The organism is Xanthomonas sp. WHRI 1810A (assembly GCF_040202885.1).
Classification (GTDB): domain Bacteria; phylum Pseudomonadota; class Gammaproteobacteria; order Pseudomonadales; family Pseudomonadaceae; genus Aquipseudomonas.
The window spans coordinates 27727-46508 of record NZ_JBEGED010000001.1; the positions used below are offsets into that span (position 1 = coordinate 27727).

The 18782-nt window shown below is 60.0% G+C and carries 8 protein-coding genes; 4 read left to right on the top strand and 4 right to left on the bottom strand.

Going from position 1 to position 18782, the window contains the following annotated elements:
• Nucleotides 1-774: hypothetical protein (locus ABQX22_RS00120; RefSeq protein WP_349795287.1), on the top strand; the 774-nt coding region annotated here is incomplete at its 5' end.
• Between the two features lie 258 nt (nucleotides 775-1032).
• Nucleotides 1033-6678, top strand: coding sequence for a hypothetical protein (locus tag ABQX22_RS00125; RefSeq protein WP_349795289.1), 5646 nt, complete (start codon nucleotides 1033-1035; stop codon nucleotides 6676-6678).
• A gap of 53 nt (nucleotides 6679-6731) precedes the next feature.
• On the opposite strand, the gene ABQX22_RS00130 is transcribed toward ABQX22_RS00125, so the two are convergent.
• From ABQX22_RS00130 to ABQX22_RS00145, 4 genes are all read right to left on the bottom strand, one after another.
• Complete coding sequence (locus ABQX22_RS00130) at nucleotides 6732-9737, bottom strand: autotransporter outer membrane beta-barrel domain-containing protein (RefSeq protein ID WP_349795291.1); 3006 nt, start codon at nucleotides 9735-9737, stop codon at nucleotides 6732-6734.
• A 261-nt stretch (nucleotides 9738-9998) separates the two neighbouring features.
• Nucleotides 9999-12020: a hypothetical protein gene (locus ABQX22_RS00135; protein ID WP_349795293.1), complete on the bottom strand. Its 2022-nt coding sequence runs from the start codon at nucleotides 12018-12020 to the stop codon at nucleotides 9999-10001.
• Between the two features lie 62 nt (nucleotides 12021-12082).
• Nucleotides 12083-13414, bottom strand: coding sequence for a hypothetical protein (locus tag ABQX22_RS00140; protein WP_349795295.1), 1332 nt, complete (start codon nucleotides 13412-13414; stop codon nucleotides 12083-12085).
• Nucleotides 13415-13592: 178 nt separating this feature from the next.
• A complete protein-coding gene (locus ABQX22_RS00145) occupies nucleotides 13593-14555 on the bottom strand; it encodes an NAD(P)H-quinone oxidoreductase (RefSeq protein WP_349795297.1) in 963 nt (320 codons plus the stop codon).
• Nucleotides 14556-14735: 180 nt separating this feature from the next.
• Here ABQX22_RS00145 and ABQX22_RS00150 point away from each other — a divergent pair, with 180 nt between their 5' ends.
• Nucleotides 14736-16814: a carboxy terminal-processing peptidase gene (locus ABQX22_RS00150; protein ID WP_349795299.1), complete on the top strand. Its 2079-nt coding sequence runs from the start codon at nucleotides 14736-14738 to the stop codon at nucleotides 16812-16814.
• 144 nt (nucleotides 16815-16958) lie between these two features.
• Nucleotides 16959-18725 carry a bifunctional diguanylate cyclase/phosphodiesterase gene (locus tag ABQX22_RS00155; protein ID WP_349795301.1) on the top strand — a complete coding sequence of 589 codons (1767 nt, stop codon included), beginning with the start codon at nucleotides 16959-16961 and terminating at the stop codon, nucleotides 18723-18725.
• Nucleotides 18726-18782: the final 57 nt, after the last annotated feature.

The window sequence follows — 18782 nt, forward strand, 5'->3', positions numbered from 1 at the left end:
ACGGTGACGGGTGCTGCAAGCGCCGGGCTCGAAGTGGAAGTCTTCGATGGCAGTGCTTCTAAAGGCAAAGCCATGGCTAACACCAACGGACAATGGACCTTCGCAATTACCGGTCTGGCGGTTGCGGCTCATTCGATCAAAGCCAAGGCTTTATATGGCGGTGGCGCTGAGTCGGCAGTGCGGGGGTTTACTGTGGCCGCAGTCGTTGCACCCACTGTCTCCAGCATCAAGGCCGCCAGCGGCGCTGAAATTCCGGCCGGCGGAATAACGGTCGAAACGAGTGTGACGGTGACGGGTGCTGCAAGCGCCGGGCTCGAAGTGGAAGTCTTCGATGGCAGTGCTTCTAAAGGCAAAGCCATGGCCAACACCAACGGACAATGGACCTTCGCAATCACCGGTCTGGCGGATGGGGCTCATGCGATCAAAGCCAAGGCGTTATATGGCAACGGCGACGAGTCGGCAGTACGTAGCTTTAGCGTCTTTGATGCGTTCCCGACGATCATCAGCATCAGGGACTCTAATGGGGTAGAAATTCCTGAAAACACTTTAACTTACGATCCCATACTGACCATATCCGGTGTCTCATTCGTTAATCAGACGGGCGTTCTTATTGCGCTCGTGAACGGTGTACAGCAACAGCTTGCTACCGTCACAGTCGGCGCCAGTGGCGCATGGTCAGTCACGCGGACGCTTTCAACAAAGGGGCAGTATTTCGTGAAGCTTACGAGTGGGGGCTCCCACTCGGCGCTAAGACAATTCAGATTTTTTATATAGCGCGTCGGACAGAAGCAGAGCACTTAGCATTTTGCTTACAAAGGCTTCGCAGTCGCACCCGTCAGGCATGGGCCCAAGACGACTGCGAAGCTAGTGGAAACCAACCTTCTATTCAGGTTGATTATCCGTCAGCCCCGCCGGCTGTGTATGGATCGTCCAAGCGGGGTTAACCCACGCAGCAATCATCACCCGATCACGATCCGCCGCGCCTTCGACGATTGACACGCTAACTTTCAGTAATGAACAAGGATGCTCACCATGAAACGCTACACACCCACGCTCTTTCCCCCGCTGGAACGTGACTACTCTGTCATGGCGCTACGGCCGCTATGGATCAGTGGGATGGTGACGCCCGTTGAACACGGTGACGGCGGGCTCAACATCGCCATCGTGGAAGACAATCCCAGCGGCATGTTGAGCGCCGTTGACCCTTGGCTGCGCATGCAGGAGGGCGATCGAATCGAGGTGTACTGGGACGGTGTAATGATCGCAGATCACGACGTCGTCGCTGCCGACCTGGACAAGCGCCTCATTTTCTTTCTGCCTGGCAGTGCCGCCGTTGCGGGGTGGGCCGAAGAGGTCAAGTATCGCCTGACCCGTGCTGGCGCCACCTCGACTGAGGACTCGGTGCCGTTGCGTCTGAGGGTCAAGCTCGACCGGCCGGCGGGCATTGACCGCGACCCGCACCTGCCTGGTCACTCAGAACTGGCGGCGCCGCAACTGCCACAGGATGTGATCGACAACGGCGTGGACGCCGAGTGGGCCGCTAAAGGCATTCCGGTCAGCATTGCCACCTACCCCGGCCGCGCCGCGCGCGACACGCTCGAACTGCGATGGGGATCGGTATCGCTGCGGCGACAAATCAGCGAAGCAGAAGCCGCGGGCAGTGACCCGATTGTCATCACCGTCGATCAGGCCACGGTGCTGGCGGCCGGCGATGCCGAGAGCCTGCTGGTGCACTATCAGGTGTACGACGAGGTCTGGAATTTCTCCACCGACTGGTCCCTGCAAACCAAGGTGCCCGTGGAGGCCGGCGCCTGGAAACTGGACGCACCTATCATCGCGCAAGCCTTGAATGGCGTTATCGATCTGGGCACCCTGGCCAGCGCCGATGTCACGGTACAGATCCCCGTATCCGGGGCCCCTTTCGAACGCGGCGACACGCTGACCATGACCTGGCTGGGGACCACGGCGCAAGGTGAAGACCAGACGTATAGCGAGTCGGTCGTGTTGAGCAATATTCCGTCCATCTACGACACCACCGTGCCCAATGCACGGGTGCGCGCGCTCCTCGACGGGAAAGCCGAGGCCTCTTATGTGCTGACCAAAGCCAACGGTGATCCAACGCAGTCCTCCAAGCGCGCGCTCGCTCGCATCACCGGCACCCTGCCGTTGAAGATCCCGAGCATTCTGGAGCTGATCGGCAATGTGCTCGGCCCTCTGGAGGAACGTGCACATGTGGAAATCCCGGTGTACGAGTACATGGCCAACGGCGACCTGATCGACCTTATCTGGCTGGGAACGCGGGTGGATGGCACGCCTTATCTGTACGAAGCCCAGCACATCGTCACCGCCAACGAGGCGGGAAATGTGGTCTATATCCCGGTGATGGGCGAGCACATTGCCCCGCTGGAAAACGGCACGCTGGATGTCAGTTATCGGGTGTCCAACGACGCCTGGCAGGTGCTGGATGTACGCGTTTCCGAGCACCTGCACGTGCGCGTCGGGCAACATTCGGCTTCCCTGCCCGCCCCCTCCATCCTGGAAGCCGAGGCTGGCGTACTCGATCCCGAACTGCACCCGGGCAACATCACGTTGCGGGTCGGCTACACCGGCACGCAGGTCGGCGACACCCTGACCTGGTACTGGCTTGGTCAACCGCTGGAGGGCAGTGGCAGTGACTCTATTCCCATCACCACCCCCATTGCCGGCAAACCGGTGGACTTCACCCTCCCGCGCGCAATCGTCGAGCCCAACATCAACAACGAAGTGCGGGTGCTGTACACACTCAGGCGCGGCTCCCCGGCCTCTTACCAGTACTCGGCGACGCTGAATCTGATCATCGGCAAACTGATTGGCGACCTTCCCGCCCCCATCGTGCTGAAGGCCAACAATGGCGTGCTCGATCCGATGGATGCATTGAATGGCGTCACCGTACGCGTGAGCTACGCCAGCATGGAGCCCCCGGATCTGGCTACCCTCCTGTGGCTGGGCACTCCGGGGACAGGGTCCCCTGCCGATCAGGAAAAACCGGGCAGCAGCACCGGGCAAGTTGAATACACCGTGCCCGCACCAGTGATCGGCGCGAACATTGGCCGAGACGTCAGTGTCAGCTATCGGGTCAAGCGCTACATGGCTGAAAAGCAGTCGGACATCTTGAGCCTGAAGGTGCTGCCGTTCGGTGAGCCCGACAAAGACCTGCCCCACCCCGTCATCACCCAGGCCGATGGCCAGACCCTGACGCTGAACCTGGCGACCTTCACCGGCAATGGCACCGCGACCGTGGCGAAATGGCCGTTCATTGCCGCAGGGCAGCGAGTGTGGTTCAGGCTCGAAGGGGAAACGAGCAGTGGCGGTTTGCACACGATCACGCTGCTCGACGGTGTGGAACTGACCAGTGCCCAGGCGACTGCAGGCCTGTCGCAAAGCGTTTTGCGCACTGAACTGGAGCGGCTCGGGCAAGACACCCGCGTGACGGTGGTCTGCAACGTGGCCTTCGACGGCGTCGCCAGCGAGAGCGCTACCGTGCAGTTTCCGCGAACGGTCTACACCTTCAAGCTGCACCATGACTGGGTCAGTCCGCAGATCATCAGTGTCAAAGACAGCAAGGGCGAAGTCGCTGAAGGCGGGATCACCTTCGACACCCAGGTCGCCCTAACCGGTACGTCCACTCTGGAGGCTGAGCTTGAAATCCTCGACGGCAATACACGCCTGACCACTGCCCGCGCAAATGGCAGCGGGGCCTGGAACACCAACCTGTCGGGATTGCAGGTCAAAAACTACAGCGTGACTGCCCATGCCCTGGACGGCAGCGGCCTGATTTCACAGCCCCGTCGGTTTGAAGTGGTGGCCAACCTGACACCGACCATCACTCAGGTGGTCGACTCCAATGGACTCGTGAGTAACGGCGGCACCACCGTCGAGACCAGCGTCACGATAACCGGCCAGGGCAGTCCCGATCAGCAGATCGAACTGTTTGACGGCAATGCCTCGAAAGGCACAGCGCGCACCAACAGCGCGGGCACCTGGTCGTTGACCGCTTCGGGACTGACAGTGGCTTCGCATCCCTTCAAGGCAAAAGCGCTGTATGGCACACAGCCCGAATCCACCGTGTGGACAATTACAGTGGCACAAGACGTGATACCCACCATTACTAGCGTGGAGGATTCAAATAACGCAGATATACCGGATCGTGGTTACACCGTCGATACCAGTGTCACGCTGAGGGGCGCCGCTTCGGCGAACCTCGACGTGCAGATACTCGATGGCGCTACCGTCAAAGGCACGGCAAAAACTGACGCCGGTGGCCAATGGACACTCAGCCTGACCGGTCTGAGCGTGGCGGCGCATGCCGTTAAGGCCAAAGCGCTGTATGGCAGCGGACAGGAATCGCTGTTACGGACTTTTACCGTCACAGCCTCGGTTGCACCGACGATCACCAGCATCAAGGATTCTCAAGGCCAGGAAATTCCTGACAAAGGCTCAACCGCTGATACTCAAGTCACCCTGACCGGTGCGGCGAGTAAGGGTCTGAATGTCCAGGTCCTTGACGGCGCGACCGTCAAAGGCACGGCCACGGCGGACGCCAATGGAACCTGGTCATTGCTGTTGACTGGCTTGAGCGTGGCGTCCCATGCCATGAAGGCCAAGGCAGTGTACGGCGCGGGCGCGGAATCGGCGGTACGCAGTTTCACCATTATTGCCTCCGTCGCCCCAACGATCACCAGCATCAAGGACTCGAATAACGTCGAGATCCCGCCCAACGGATTCACCGTGGAAACCGACGTAGTGCTGACGGGCAGTGCCAGCGAAAACCTGGAGGTGGAAATTTTCGATGGCACACTATCGCAAGGCAAAGTCAGGGCCAACGCAGGCGGACAATGGACGCTCAGCCTGACCGGTCTGAGCGTGGCGGCGCATGCCGTGAAGGCCAAAGCGCTGTATGGCAGCGGACAGGAATCGCTGGTACGGACTTTTACCGTCGTAGCCTCGGTTGCACCGACGATCACCAGCATCAAGGATTCTCAAGGCCAGGAAATTCCTGACAAAGGCTCAACCGCTGATACTCAAGTTACTCTGACCGGTAGGGCGAGTATGGGCCTGAATGTCCAGGTCCTTGACGGCGCGACCGTCAAGGGCACGGCCACGGCGGACGCCAACGGAACCTGGTCATTGCTGTTGACTGGCTTGAGCGTGGCGTCCCATGCCATGAAGGTCAAGGCCATGTACGGCGCGGGCGCGGAATCGGCGGTGCGCAGTTTCACCATCATTGCCTCCGTCGCCCCAACGATCACCAGCATCAAGGACTCGAAAAACGTCGAAATCCCGCCCAACGGGTTCACCGTGGACACCAGCGTGGTGCTGACGGGCAGTGCCAACGCGAATCTGGAGGTGGAGATTTTCGATGGCGCGACATCGCAAGGCAAGGTCAGGGCCAACGCGGGCGGACAATGGACCCTCAGCCTGACCGGTCTGAGCGTGGCGGCGCACGCCATGAAAGCCCGCGCCGATTACGGAAACAACCCGGAATCACCGGTGCGTACGTTCACGGTCACGGCCGTCGTAAACCCGACGATCACTCAGGTGGTGGAACCCACCGGCACGCCGGTGGCCAACAATGGTTCGACATTCGCCAATACCCTGACCCTGTCGGGCAAGGCGTCGATCAATCAGTCGGTGGAAATATTCGACGGAGCGACCTCCAAAGGCACTGCGGACGTGAACGCGAACGGCGACTGGTCGCGGCAGGTCGGCGGCCTGGGCAGTGGTAGCCACAGCCTCACGGCCAAGGCGCTCTATTCCAGCAACCCGGTTTCATCGCCCTGGACGGTTAATGTGCTTGCCGCAACCGTGCCGACCGTGACGAGCGTGCGGGATTCCCAGAAGGAGATTTCCAATGGAGGCAGAACCACCGAGACAGCGGTGACGGTCAAGGGCAATGCGGCCGCGAATCAGCAGGTAGAAGTGTTCGACAATTCCACCTCCAAGGGCAGAGCGTCGGTCACAGGGGCTGGTGAATGGGCCCAGACTATCAGCGGGCTGGCGTTGGGCGGGCATGGGATCAAGGCGGTTGCCAGGTATGGGGATGAGCCGCAGTCCAACGTCCGGAGTTTTACGGTGGAGTCGCCGGTGCCGGATTTTGTGCTAGATACATCGACCATCAGCCTGAGCGGCAGACTTTATGTTCCAACGGGGCGACCCGATGTGTTGCCCGTCTCGTGGCCCGCCGGTACAACGGCGATCCGTACACCTCGCAGTGGCGTACCGCCCTACAATTATTCATCCAGTAACACAGGTATCGTGACGGTCAGTACCGCCGGGGAAGTCGTCGCCAGATCCAACGGCAGTTCGACCATTACCGTGAGAGATGCGCAAGGTCGCTCCGGCGTATATACCGTTCAAGTCAGCGGGGTAGTGCTTTGCCAAGGGTTTGGCAGTAATCGATACCCCTGGGGCAGAACTGACGCGCAGAATGCCGGGTACAGGATCCCGAATATGGAAGAGTTACGAGCCATTCATGGCCAGTACGTTGGGCGCTGGCCTCAAGGCAATGCCTTTTATTGGTCAAGTGACGGCTATTTTTTGAATAAAAACTGGGTGAAGAACCTCGTCTCGGGTGCAGAGGGTTACGCAGTCGCTACCGCGTTTCCATTTTCGTTGTGTCTGGTCGTGGGTATACGCTGAAAAATCAGCAGCCGACATCATTCAAAGATGTCGGCTGTTGTGATGGGTCCAACTCACCAGCTATACCGCAACCCCACATTCGCCCCGAACGGCTGCTCAATGTTCTCGCCGTTGGAATAATCAAAATCGGCGTGCAGTTGCAGCCTGTCCGAGAGTGCCACCGCTACACCGGCCCCCAGCTCGCCACGGGAGCCGGACAGGTCGTTGTTGAAGACGTTGTTGTTGACCTGCACTTCGTTGTTTTTGGCGAACTCATGGGCACCGGCCACACGCACATAGGGCTGCACGACACTGCCGCTGTCCAGGGTGAAGTTGCGCCCGGCCGTCACGCCCACTTTGCCCAGCAACGAGCGCGTCCGGTCGCCTTTGGCCTGCATGCCGTTGTCCAGATCGTAGTCCTTGCCACCGATGACGACCGCGGACAGTTGCGTGAAGGGTTCGACGAAGTAGCCGTCATCCAGCTTGATGTGCCGACCAAACTCCACCGAACCGCCCACGCCACCGTTGTCATAGTCGCCCTTGGAACGCGTGCCGTCGCTCATGCTGACTTTCGAATCATTACGGAAGCGGTTGTACTTGAGGACGCCGTCGAAATAGTAACCGCTGGCCTGATCCAGCCAGGTGGTATAGACCCCGGCGTAATAGCTCTTCACCATGCCCGACGTGCCCCGGGTCAGATCCAGATCGGACGTGCTGTGGCCTGCCAGCACACCCACCAGCCACTGCCCGTCGCCGATCGGCAGCGGCGCGTCCGCGCCCAGGGACAGCCCTTGTTGGCTCTGTTGGTAACCCACGCCCGAGGCTTCATTCACGTTGTATTTGTTGCCATAGGTGCGCACCCAGCCGCCGGACTTGCCGCCGTTGAAGCGCAGCTCACCCATGCGGCTGCGCAACGACGTCAGCTCGCCATACCAGACCGTCGGCGCGGTGTTGAACAGCGCCAGCACCGAACGCGTGCCGGGGCTGACGGTGCGGGTGCCCGGATCGAGGAACCAGTCAGTGCCGGCGCCGTTTGCCGCTGAATTCAGCGCGTACGAGTAGGTGCCGACATCCACCACGCCCGCACCGCTCAGGGCGAACGTGGCGTCACCGCCATCGGTGTGCACCACTGTCAGCGGCTGGGGAGAAGCAGGATCGACGCCCGAACCGGCAATCTGCAAGGTATGGCTGCCCGTCGCAGACCCCGTGACATTGAGCGTGTCGTGCTGGTTGGTGAGGTAATCCACGTCCATGATGAACGTGCCGTTGCCCGACAGATTGGCGACATCAAGCTGATAGAACTGGCTGGCCTCGCCGAAACTCACTACGCCCTCGTTCATCGCCAGCGAGTTGACGCGGCTGTTACCTACCAGGTTCCAGACCGATGAACCGGCAATGGTCGCGCTGTCTACGTTGACCAAGTTGCCGGTGAACACCGAGTTGTTGGCCAGCGACACCGTACTCGCGGCATCGATTGCGGTGATGTCGCCGGTCATCGCGCTGGCGTCGAGGCTGAGGTTATTGCTGCTGACATTGCCCTCAACCACCGAACGATTGTTGAACGACACCACCCCTGCTGCAGACGCGGAGGTGATCGTACCGGTCACCCCGCTGGCGTCGAGGCTGACGTTGTCGCCGAGGATGTTCCCGGTCAGTGTTGAACCGTTCGCCAACGACATGACACCCGCGCCGGAGGTCGAGGTGATATCGCCGGTCACGCGACTCGCCACAAGGCTGACCGTGTTGCTGACAATATTGCCATCGAGCGCTGAACCGTTATTCAAAGACACGACACCCGCGCCGGAGGTCGAGGTAATCGTCCCGGTCATACCGCTGGCATCGACGGTGACGTTGTCGCTGCTGATGTTGCCATTGAGCGTTGAACGGTTCGCCAACGACACGACCCCTAAGCCGGAGGTCGAGGTGATATCGCCAGTCATGGCGCTGCCGTCGAGGCTGACGTTGTCGCTGCTGATGTTGCCATTGAGTGTGGAACCGTTATTCAACGCCACAAGACCGGCGCCGGTCGCCGAGGTGACATTGCCATTGATCGCGCTCGCATCGAGGAGGACGGAGTCGATGCCCGTGACGTCGCCGGTGAGGACCGATCCATTGATCATCCCCAGGGTGCCGCTGCTGGTCGCATCTGCGGAAATGTTGCCGATCAACTGGCCCTGGTTGAAGGCCAGGTTCGCATTGCTTCCGGTCAGGATGGCGATATCACCTTCCACTGCACTGGCTTGCAGCAATACATTTGCAACAGCGCCGCTGTCGATCTCCAGCGCATTGCCATTGCCGCCGGTCAGGGTCGTGCCATTGAGCAAGTTGAGGTTGGCGACCAGCCCGCCGCCCTGGCCGTTGAGGCGAATCGCCGCGCCGCTGCCCCCTTCGACATGCGTGCCCTCGACGGTGACGGTCCCTTCTCGCACATTGGCTGTGTCCACCCGGTAGAGGATGCCGTTCAGACCGCCGCTGACAGTGCTGTTTCGAAGCGTGATAGCCGACCCAAAACCCCGAATGCCATAACTGTTGGCACCCGTGCCCGTGATGACTGCACCGGTAGCGTCCAGTACGCTGCCAAAAGACAGCGATGCGCCCCCGGTCCCGCCGCTGATGTTGCCGCCGTTGATAAGGAATGAACTGCCGGGACCGGTTGCAGCCTGCGAGCCGAACAGCCCCAGGCCGTTTGCACTGACCACGCTGGCATCGGTCAGGATGGCCGAACTGCCGCCCAGCGTCAGCGCGTTGGAACCGCTGCTTGCGATGATGCTGGCGCCGGTGATGTTGGCCACCGTGCCATTAGCGGTCAGATCGATACTCTGGGTTGAACTGCCGGCGTTGAGATTGAGGACAGCGCCGGGGCCACCGACGGAGATGCCCAGCGCCTGTGCGCCGCTGTTGACGGTCAGAACAGAGCCGGACGCCATGGTCCAGCTCTCAGGTATATCCCCTTGACTCACGACCGCGCTCTCATCGGGTAACAACACACGTCCCTGGACAGCAGCGCTTACGCACAGTGCAAGGCTGATAAAGGTGCCGGGTTTGAAATATCGGGGGAATATAAAACGTGATTCAGTCATGACCAACTCCCTGGAAGTAACGCCATCCCACGGAACTGCTGAAATATGCCGTAGGAATAAAGGCGCGAAGACTACATTCTTCGATTCCTAATCTATGTAGGACTTTTCCTAACGTGTTGAGCGTAGCGTCTTACAATGAAGGCTCTAATACCCTTTATCGCTTAGCCGTCGTGAATTTATAAATAAAAGAAAAAGGCCGCACAGGGCGGCCTTAATACACGTGCAAGGCGGACGGTAAGCGCCGCTCTTCAGATCGAGTGTTCAACAGCCGCATCTCCCCCGCGCGTTGCGGCGAGCGTTCGGCTCGCAGACCCCTGCAGCATCCATGGCCGCTGCCCTGATGAGCATGGTGCCCTCCATGGGCGGTGCGGTTTGCGACACGTATGTCAGCGTGATTGACCCGTTGCGGCCAACGGGCAGAATGTAATCGTCGAATGGCTCAAGTTCCAGCTCAAAACCATTGGTCGCTTCGTCAACGGTCAGCGTCTTTGTGAACTCCTGGGGCGTACCCGACGCATCCTGCCCGAATTTGTCAGTGAAGCACTGCCATGTGAAGTCCACAACTTCCCCACCGGCCAGCAGGGGATCGTTGGGCGGGATGACGACTAGCACATGCTGATCAGGTCCTATAAAGGATGTGCAGTTCAGGATAGGCGAGCCATCCCCGGCGACCCCTGCATCAGGAAATTCGGGATCGGCAAGCTGGATGGGCAAGGCTGCGCTCACATCCACCAGCGTCGGCACACAGGACTCGACATTGTCAGTACTACCCACTCGTCCAACGGTATAGAACACCGGCACTTGCGTGCCGCTTGGCAAATCCTTGATGGAGTCCCAAATTACGGTGAATGTGTACGGGTCGCCAGCTGTACCGGTCACCGGACTTAACGTACCGACTTTATTAATATCGCCTAATGCATACCAATAGAGCAGCAGCTCTTCGCCATTTCCGATAGGGGTATAAAGATCGAACGTTACCTCCACTGGCAGGCCGGCATCGTCGGCGTTCAACACGTTATCTTCGGGCGAGACACCGGTCCCCCGCACAGTGACTCTCGGCAGATTGGTGTTGACCGGGTCCGGGCGGTCGGGATTCACGGGGCCGGGCACGAAGAAGTCGACATCAATGGTTGCCACATCAGAGTCAAAAACCTTGTTCCCGCGTTTGACGGTGTAACTCACCGATGTGGGTAACACACCGGTCGCAGTACCATAGGCCGGCGCCAAAACCGACCTGTACGAGACGTTCAGAACGATCGGATCATCGGCAGATGTCATCGTGTGGGCCACAGGGGCGCCACCCAGGCCCCAGGTCAGGGTCAGCACATCGCCTTCCAGCCAGTTGTCATACAGTTCTATTTCAACCAGGTCCTCCCCCAACGCCACATCGTCCAGATGCAGGATTCTGTCATCAGCAATCCTGGGGACGGTGGGAGCCGCCAAGGGCGCATTGGGTAGCGGATTGATGAACAGACCGGTTGTTGCATTCAGGGACTCAGGTCCGAGGTTGCCGACCTTGTCCACCAGGCGAAAAGCCACGTAAATGACCCCGTCCAGCAGGCCGGCAAACGCAGTGGCGGGTATCTGTATCTCGCGATTAGCGTCGAACTCGGCGCTGTAGTTGGGCTGGGTTGGACTGCTACCGGGGTTATGGACAAAAATTTGAACAGAGTCGCCCAGCTGTTGATCGTTATACGTTGGGATGAAGATATTCACCCCCCCGTTGGTGACCAGATAGTCATTGGTGACGCCCTCGGAGATGATCACTGGATCAACAAACGTCGGCGCGCCCGCTGATTGATTAGCGTTTGGCGGGGTTTTATCGATGATGAACTGGGTGATCTCAGAATCAGTAGTAGTCCCGGCATCGATAGTCACCTGGTAACGCAAGTCGAACGTGCCCTCTTGTGTAAAATTGACCTTATCCAACTGCAACGCCATGGGGAAGTCTGCCGGATTCAGCGGCCCCTGGATTGGTTGCGGTGCCTGCGCATTCTGCCAATTGCTTGAGCTTGACGGTTTCCATTGGAAGGTCAGCACATCCGTTTCACCCTGCTGGGCACTGTTTGGCCATATGTTGACCCGGATCTCCATGTCCTTTTCCTGATCCTCCTTAGGCACCAGTCCTGCAAATTCCGGCTCACCCGGCCACCAATCCGGGGGGATTGGAGCATCTAGCGCCAGCACACCGGCACGGTTTCTTTTCTGCTTCTTGAGCTGGTTGACGGTGCGAGCAAGCGCGTTTGCGAGCACGTTGGGGCGCTTTGTCGATGGGTAACTCATTTCGTCTCTCCTTGAGTTGAAGCGCGCCGATCGAGCCCGACGCGTCCTGGGTGTTGCTTGCTTCAGTTCCCTCTACCGCCACGCCCCAGTGCTCGAAACAGGTGCGTGAGAAAGCGACGGATTTTTTGACACAGGCTGCATCCGCCCTCCACCCGGGCAGCAGAGGTACCGACCGGCAGCACTGGGCCACAGAGCTCCCCGCTGGGCAGCATGCGGTTGATCTTCACCAACCCTTCATACGAAGCACCCGACTGCCCGTTGACCTTGGTCAAGCGGTACGTGGCAATCGCCGATCCTTCCGTGATGGGCTCGATATGAGGGATGTAGGGTTCAACGAGGATGTCCAGATAACCTTCTGTCACGTTCTGTACGCTGACGGTCCTCGCAAAAACACCTTCGGTGCCGGCAATGGGATCGTTGCCATTCAGCGTCCGGTACCCCTGCCAGTACAGGGTGATCTGGTCCTGAAACTCGAACAGGTTACTGACGAAACCAATCCTGACCCGAACGCCGTTCCAGGGTTCGTGCTCACAATGGATATACCCATAGATCGTGGCATCCGGAAACCCGGGCTCTGGAAGGTCACCCCCCGGCAGGGGCTTGAGCGCCAACGTCGCCGCTGTCTCACGGGAAAAAGTCGGGGTCTCGTTGCCCGCGCGATCACGTACTTTGTACGTCGCGTAAAAATTGCCATCCCGGTCGGGGCTGCGAATGACACTGCCAGGCAGCCGGATCCGGATGTCATCGGCATCGATCTGCGCCTGAGTCACCGTGGTGGTGGCGACAGCAGCCGAGGTGGGCGGGTTGTCCTGAGACCAATACAGGTCGACGACATCCCCCTCTGCCGCGTCCAGATACACCGGGCTGGGCAGTCGAAATTCCACTTCGTCGTTATGGGTGGCCAGATACGCCTCGTTGATCAGTCCGCCCGTCAGATCAGCCGGCAACAGCAACGCCTGCAATTGCTGGTTGTAGCTGGGCGGGCGAGTATCAATGGTCAGCGTGCGGTGGTCGGAACCGGCGACGGCGCCAGTGTCGTCTTCGACCGTGTACCAGACTTCGTAGCGTCCGTCGGGCTGCAGCAGGTTCTTGTCCAGCCTCAACAAATACGGAAACAGCGCGGGATCCACTGGACCGTCGAAGCGCTGGCTGGCGACCGGAGCGCCAGCGGCCCCGCTCCAGTAAAGCGCCAGAATGTCTGTCTCTCCGGGATCAGCGGTGTTCGGCCAGAGTGGCACCAACACCTCAAGGTCGCTCAGGTGCGTACCGGTGAAAACGAGGCCATCAGGGTCGTTCTGGTCGATGATCGCGGGCACTGTCGGTGCCGCCAGATTGGCATTCGCACCGATGCTTTCCTGCCAGCCGGGTGACTGTTTTTTCCTATCCCTGGTCATGTGTCCTCATCCTTGGCAATGAAGCGCAGCCAGCCGGCAAACGCCGACATGGACCGCGCAACAAGGCTTTATTGAGAACCCATCCAGACCGTCTGGCTACTGTCAGAAATGACAGTTTTGGCCACCGTTTATCGGTTAGGACCGCGTTGCCAAGAGCGCCCGAACAGGAAGCAGAACGTCAGACCAGATGCTCATCAATCACCAGCACTACCTTGCCCGACACCTGATTGCTGGCCAGCTCGGCAAACGCTGCTTCTGCATCGGTGATCGGGAAAGTGCGCGCCAGTTGCGGCTTGAGGCGGCCTTCGGTGAACAGCGACCAGACGTGCTGCCCCAGGTCGGTCAACAGGTCGGCCTTGAATTGATCGTCGCGGCTGCGCAGGGTCGAGCCCAGAATCTGAATGCGCTTGCCCAGCACCAGCGCCATGTCCACCTCGGCCTTGCGCCCACCCATCAGCCCGATCAGGACCAGCCGACCGTCGACACCCAGCACTTTCAGGTTCAGGGCGGCGTAGTTGGCGCCCACTGGATCGAGCACCACGTTGAACGGCGCGAAATCACTCAGGCTGTCCAGGCTGTCGCCGCGGATGACCCCGCCCTGCGCACCCAACGCCTCGCAGTACGCCAGCCGTTTGGCGGAGCCAACGCTCACCCAGCACGGATTGCCGAACGCCTTGCAAAGCTGAATGGCAGCTGAACCAACTCCACTTGCGCCGGCGTGCAGCAAAACTTTTTCCCCGGGCTTGAGCGCCGCCAGCTGGAACAGGTTCAGCCAGGCGGTGGCGTAGACTTCCGGAATCCCGGCCGCTTCCTGCAACGACATGCCGTCGGGCACCGGCAACACATGTCGCGCATCGACCACCGCTTCCTGGGCCATCGCCCCGCCCGCCAACAGCGCGCAAACCCGGTCTCCCACCTGCCAGGACGTGCCCGAACCGACTTCGGCAATGACCCCGGAACACTCCATGCCGAGCGTTTCCGTGACGCCCGGCGGCGGCGGGTACAGCCCGGCGCGCTGCAGCAAATCGGCGCGGTTGAGCCCCGCCGCCGCCACCTTGATGCGAACCTGACCGACATCCAGCGTCGGCGACGGCTGTTCGACCCATTCCACTTGACCTTCAACGCCTTGCAATGCCTTCACGGTGCCTCCATAGTGAGTTCTCGACTGAGTCCGATGTGCTCTAACAGGCATTCGGGCTTTTTGCATTATGCGACCGGGTTCCGCATCAGGCTGAGTGAAACGTCACGAGCGTAGAGACGGAACCGGCGACCTTAAAGACGGCCTAATATGCGTTATCAATTGTCCCCGCGTCGAATCAGCATGAAGCAATTTTTGCCCAGCACGCTTGCTTTGCTCATTGGCCTCAGTGTCCTGCCAATGTCAGCCAACACCTTTGCTGCCAACAGCTGGGATAATCTTCAGCCCGATCGCGACGAGGTGATTGCCAGCCTCAATGTGGTGGAACTGCTCAAGCGGCACCACTACAGCAAGCCGCCTCTGGACGACAAGCGCTCTGAGATCATCTACCAGAGCTACCTGAAACTGCTCGACCCTTCCCGCAGCTACTTCCTGGCCAGCGATATCGCTGAGTTCGACAAGTGGCGCACGCAATTCGACGACTTCCTCAAGAGCGGCGATCTGCAACCGGGCTTCGTCATCTACAAGCGTTACCTGGACCGCATCAAGTCGCGTCTGGACTTTGCGCTGGCCGAACTGGACAAAGGCGTCGACAAGATCGACCTGACGTCCAGAGAAACCTTGCTGGTGGATCGCAAGGACGCCGCCTGGCCCAAGAACGAAGCCGAACTGGACGACCTGTGGCGCAAACGCGTCAAGGATGAAGTCCTGCGCCTGAAGATCGCCGGCAAAGAGCCCGCGAAGATTCAGGAAACCCTGACCAAGCGCTATAAGAATCAATTGTCGCGCCTGGCCCAGACCCGCAGCGAAGATATCTTCCAGGCGTACACCAACAACTTCGCCATGTCCTACGACCCGCACACCAACTACCTGTCGCCTGACAGCGCGGAAAACTTCGACATCAACATGAGCCTGTCGCTGGAAGGTATCGGCGCTGTGCTGCAGAGCGATAACGACAACGTCAAGATCGTGCGCCTGGTCCCGGCAGGTCCGGCGGCCAAGACCAAGCAGGTCGCGCCGGCCGACAAGATCGTCGGTGTGGCCCAGGGCGACAAAGAGATGGTCGACGTGATCGGCTGGCGTCTGGATGAAGTGGTCAAACTGATTCGCGGTCCGAAAGGTTCGGTGGTGCGCCTGGAAGTGATTCCGGCCAGCAACGGCCCGAACGATCAGACCAGCAAAATCGTGTCCATCACCCGCGAAGCGGTGAAGCTTGAAGAGCAGGCGGCCAAGAAGTCGATCCTGCACCTCAACCAGGACGGCAAGGACTACAAGCTGGGCGTGATCGAAATCCCGGCTTTCTACCTGGACTTCAAGGCGTACCGCGCAGGCGATCCGGAATACAAGTCCACCACCCGCGACGTCAAAAAGCTGCTGACCGAGCTGCAAGGCGACAAGGTTGACGGCGTGGTCATCGACCTGCGCAACAACGGCGGCGGCTCGTTGCAGGAAGCCACCGAACTGACCAGCCTGTTCATCGACAAGGGCCCGACCGTGCTGGTGCGTAACGCAGACGGCAAAGTGGACGTGCTGGAAGACGAAAACAAAGGCGCGTTCTACAAAGGCCCGATGGCCTTGCTGGTGAACCGTCTGTCCGCCTCGGCCTCGGAGATCTTCGCCGGCGCCATGCAGGACTACCACCGCGCGTTGATCATCGGCGGCCAGACCTTCGGCAAGGGCACGGTCCAGACCATTCAGCCGCTGAACCACGGCGAGCTGAAACTGACGCTGGCCAAGTTCTATCGGGTGTCCGGCCAGAGCACCCAGCATCAGGGCGTACTGCCTGACATCGCGTACCCGTCGATCATCGACACCAAGGAGATCGGTGAAAGCGCGCTGCCGGAGGCCATGACCTACGACACCATCAAGCCTGCGATCAAGCCTGCGGTTGACCCGTTCAAGCCGTTCCTGGCCCAGTTGCAGTCGCGCCATGACGTGCGCTCGGCCAAAGACGCCGAGTTCGTGTTCATCGAAGACAAGCTGGCGCTGGCCAAGAAGCTGATGGCCGAGAAGACCGTCAGCCTCAATGAAAGCGTGCGTCGCACCGAGCACACCGACATTGAAAACCAGCAATTGAGCATGGAAAACATCCGCCGCAAGGCCAAGGGTGAAGACCCGCTCAAGGAACTGAAGAAAGAAGACGAAGACGCGCTGCCGGTCGACGATGACAAAACCAAACCCGAAGATGACGCGTATCTGTCAGAAACCGGGCGTATCCTCATCGACTATCTGGGCTTGAGCGGCACCGTTGCAAAGAAGTAAGACGGTAGTCATGCCGCATCAGGTGAAACTTGATGAAAAAGATGGCGATGTAATAGCAATCGTCATCAAGCAGTCATGAAGCTGTCGTGAAATACGGGGGCTCGGCGCACACGCCGAGCCCCTTTTTCTTGCCCCGAGATTGCCATGACCGTCACTGAACAGCTGAGCGCCCTGAGTTCGATTCTGGCTCAGGGCGACTTGCACAGCCTGTTTCAACCGATTGTGTCGCTGTCTGACCGACGCATCCTGGGGTACGAAGCCCTGACGCGTGGCCCGTCCAACAGTGCGTTGCACTCCCCCGTCAGCCTGTTCGCAGTAGCACGCCAGGCCGGTCGCCTGAGTGAACTGGAAATGGCTTGCCGCGACTCGGCCTGTCGGCGCTTCAGCCAGCAGGGGCTTGAGGGCAAGCTGTTCTTGAACATCTCCCCCGAATCACTGCTCGAACCCTCCCACCCGCCGGGGCGCACGCTGGAGTTGCTGGACAGCTACGGCATCCCGCCCAGCCGCGTGGTCATCGAGCTGACCGAACAGACCCCCACCGACGACTTCGGCCTGCTGTACAACGCGCTACACCATTATCGCGACATGGGTTTTTCCATCGCGCTGGATGACCTGGGCGCGGGCTATTCGAGCCTGCGCCTGTGGTCCGAATTGCGCCCCGATTACGTGAAGATCGACCGGCACTTCATCGACGGCATTCACCAGGACGCGGTCAAGCGCGAATTCGTGGGCTCCATGCTGCAAATGGCCAGGGCCTCGCGGGCGCTGGTGATCGCCGAAGGCATCGAGCTGCAGGAAGAGCTGGAAGTGCTGATCGACATGGGCATCGACCTGGTGCAGGGCTATTTGCTGTGCCGTCCGCAGGAACACCCGCCCCGCGACGCCCGCGCGATGCTGCCCAAGGCCGACCCCGCCACCACGGCGACGGGCGAAGAAATCAGTGATCTGATTGCCCTGCTCAACGAGCAACCGGCGGTGCTGCAATCGACCCCGACCGCAAGCGTCCTGGAAGCCTTCCGCAAGCAGGCCAATCTCAACTCCCTGGCGGTGCTCGATGAGCAACTGCAGCCCATCGGCATCGTTCACCGGCATTCGCTGTCGGACGTGCTGCTGCAACCGTTCGCCACCGAGATCTACGCGCGCAAACCCATCAGCCGGCTGATGAGCGATGACTTTCTGGCCGTGGAGCTGACGCAGTCGCTGCAGCAGGTCAGCCGCCTGATCACCAGCCGGGCGCGGCAGCGGATCGAAGAAGATTTCATCATCATGCAGAACGGCGCGTACCTGGGCCTGGGCCGGGTGATCGACGTATTGAAATTGATCACCGAACTGAAGATCCAGCAGGCCCGCTACGCCAACCCGCTAACGCTGCTGCCGGGCAACGTGCCGATCCAGCAATGCCTGACCCGGCTGTTGCAGCAGGGCCGTGAGTCGATGATCTGCTACGTCGACATCGACAGCTTCAAGCCCTTCAACGACATCTACGGCTACGGCCGAGGCGACGAGGTCTTGCTGTGCCTGGCGCAGTGCCTGAACGACCGCATCGACCCCAGTCGCGATTTCGTCGGGCACATTGGCGGCGATGACTTTCTGATGGTGTTGGGGTCGGAGGACTGGCGCAGGCGCCTGAACCTGCTGCTGGAGGATTTCCAGAACCAGTGCCGGCGCTTCTACCGCGCCGAGCACCTGGAAGCCGGTTGCTTCATGGCGCTGAATCGTCAGGGCCAACGCCAGGAATTCGCCCTGTTGTCGCTGTCCATTGGCGTGGTGCATCTGCGCCCGGAGGCGTGTGAAGTGCTGAGCGCCAGCCAACTGGCCGAGCTGGCGTCACAGGCCAAGCACTACGCCAAGGAAGTGATTGGGGCGAGTATTCATGTGATCGATACAGCTAAGGCGGCGTTGCCTGTGTAGGAGCGCGCTTGCCCGCGATGGCGGTGTGTCAGGCCCACGTTGATGAACTGCCCCACC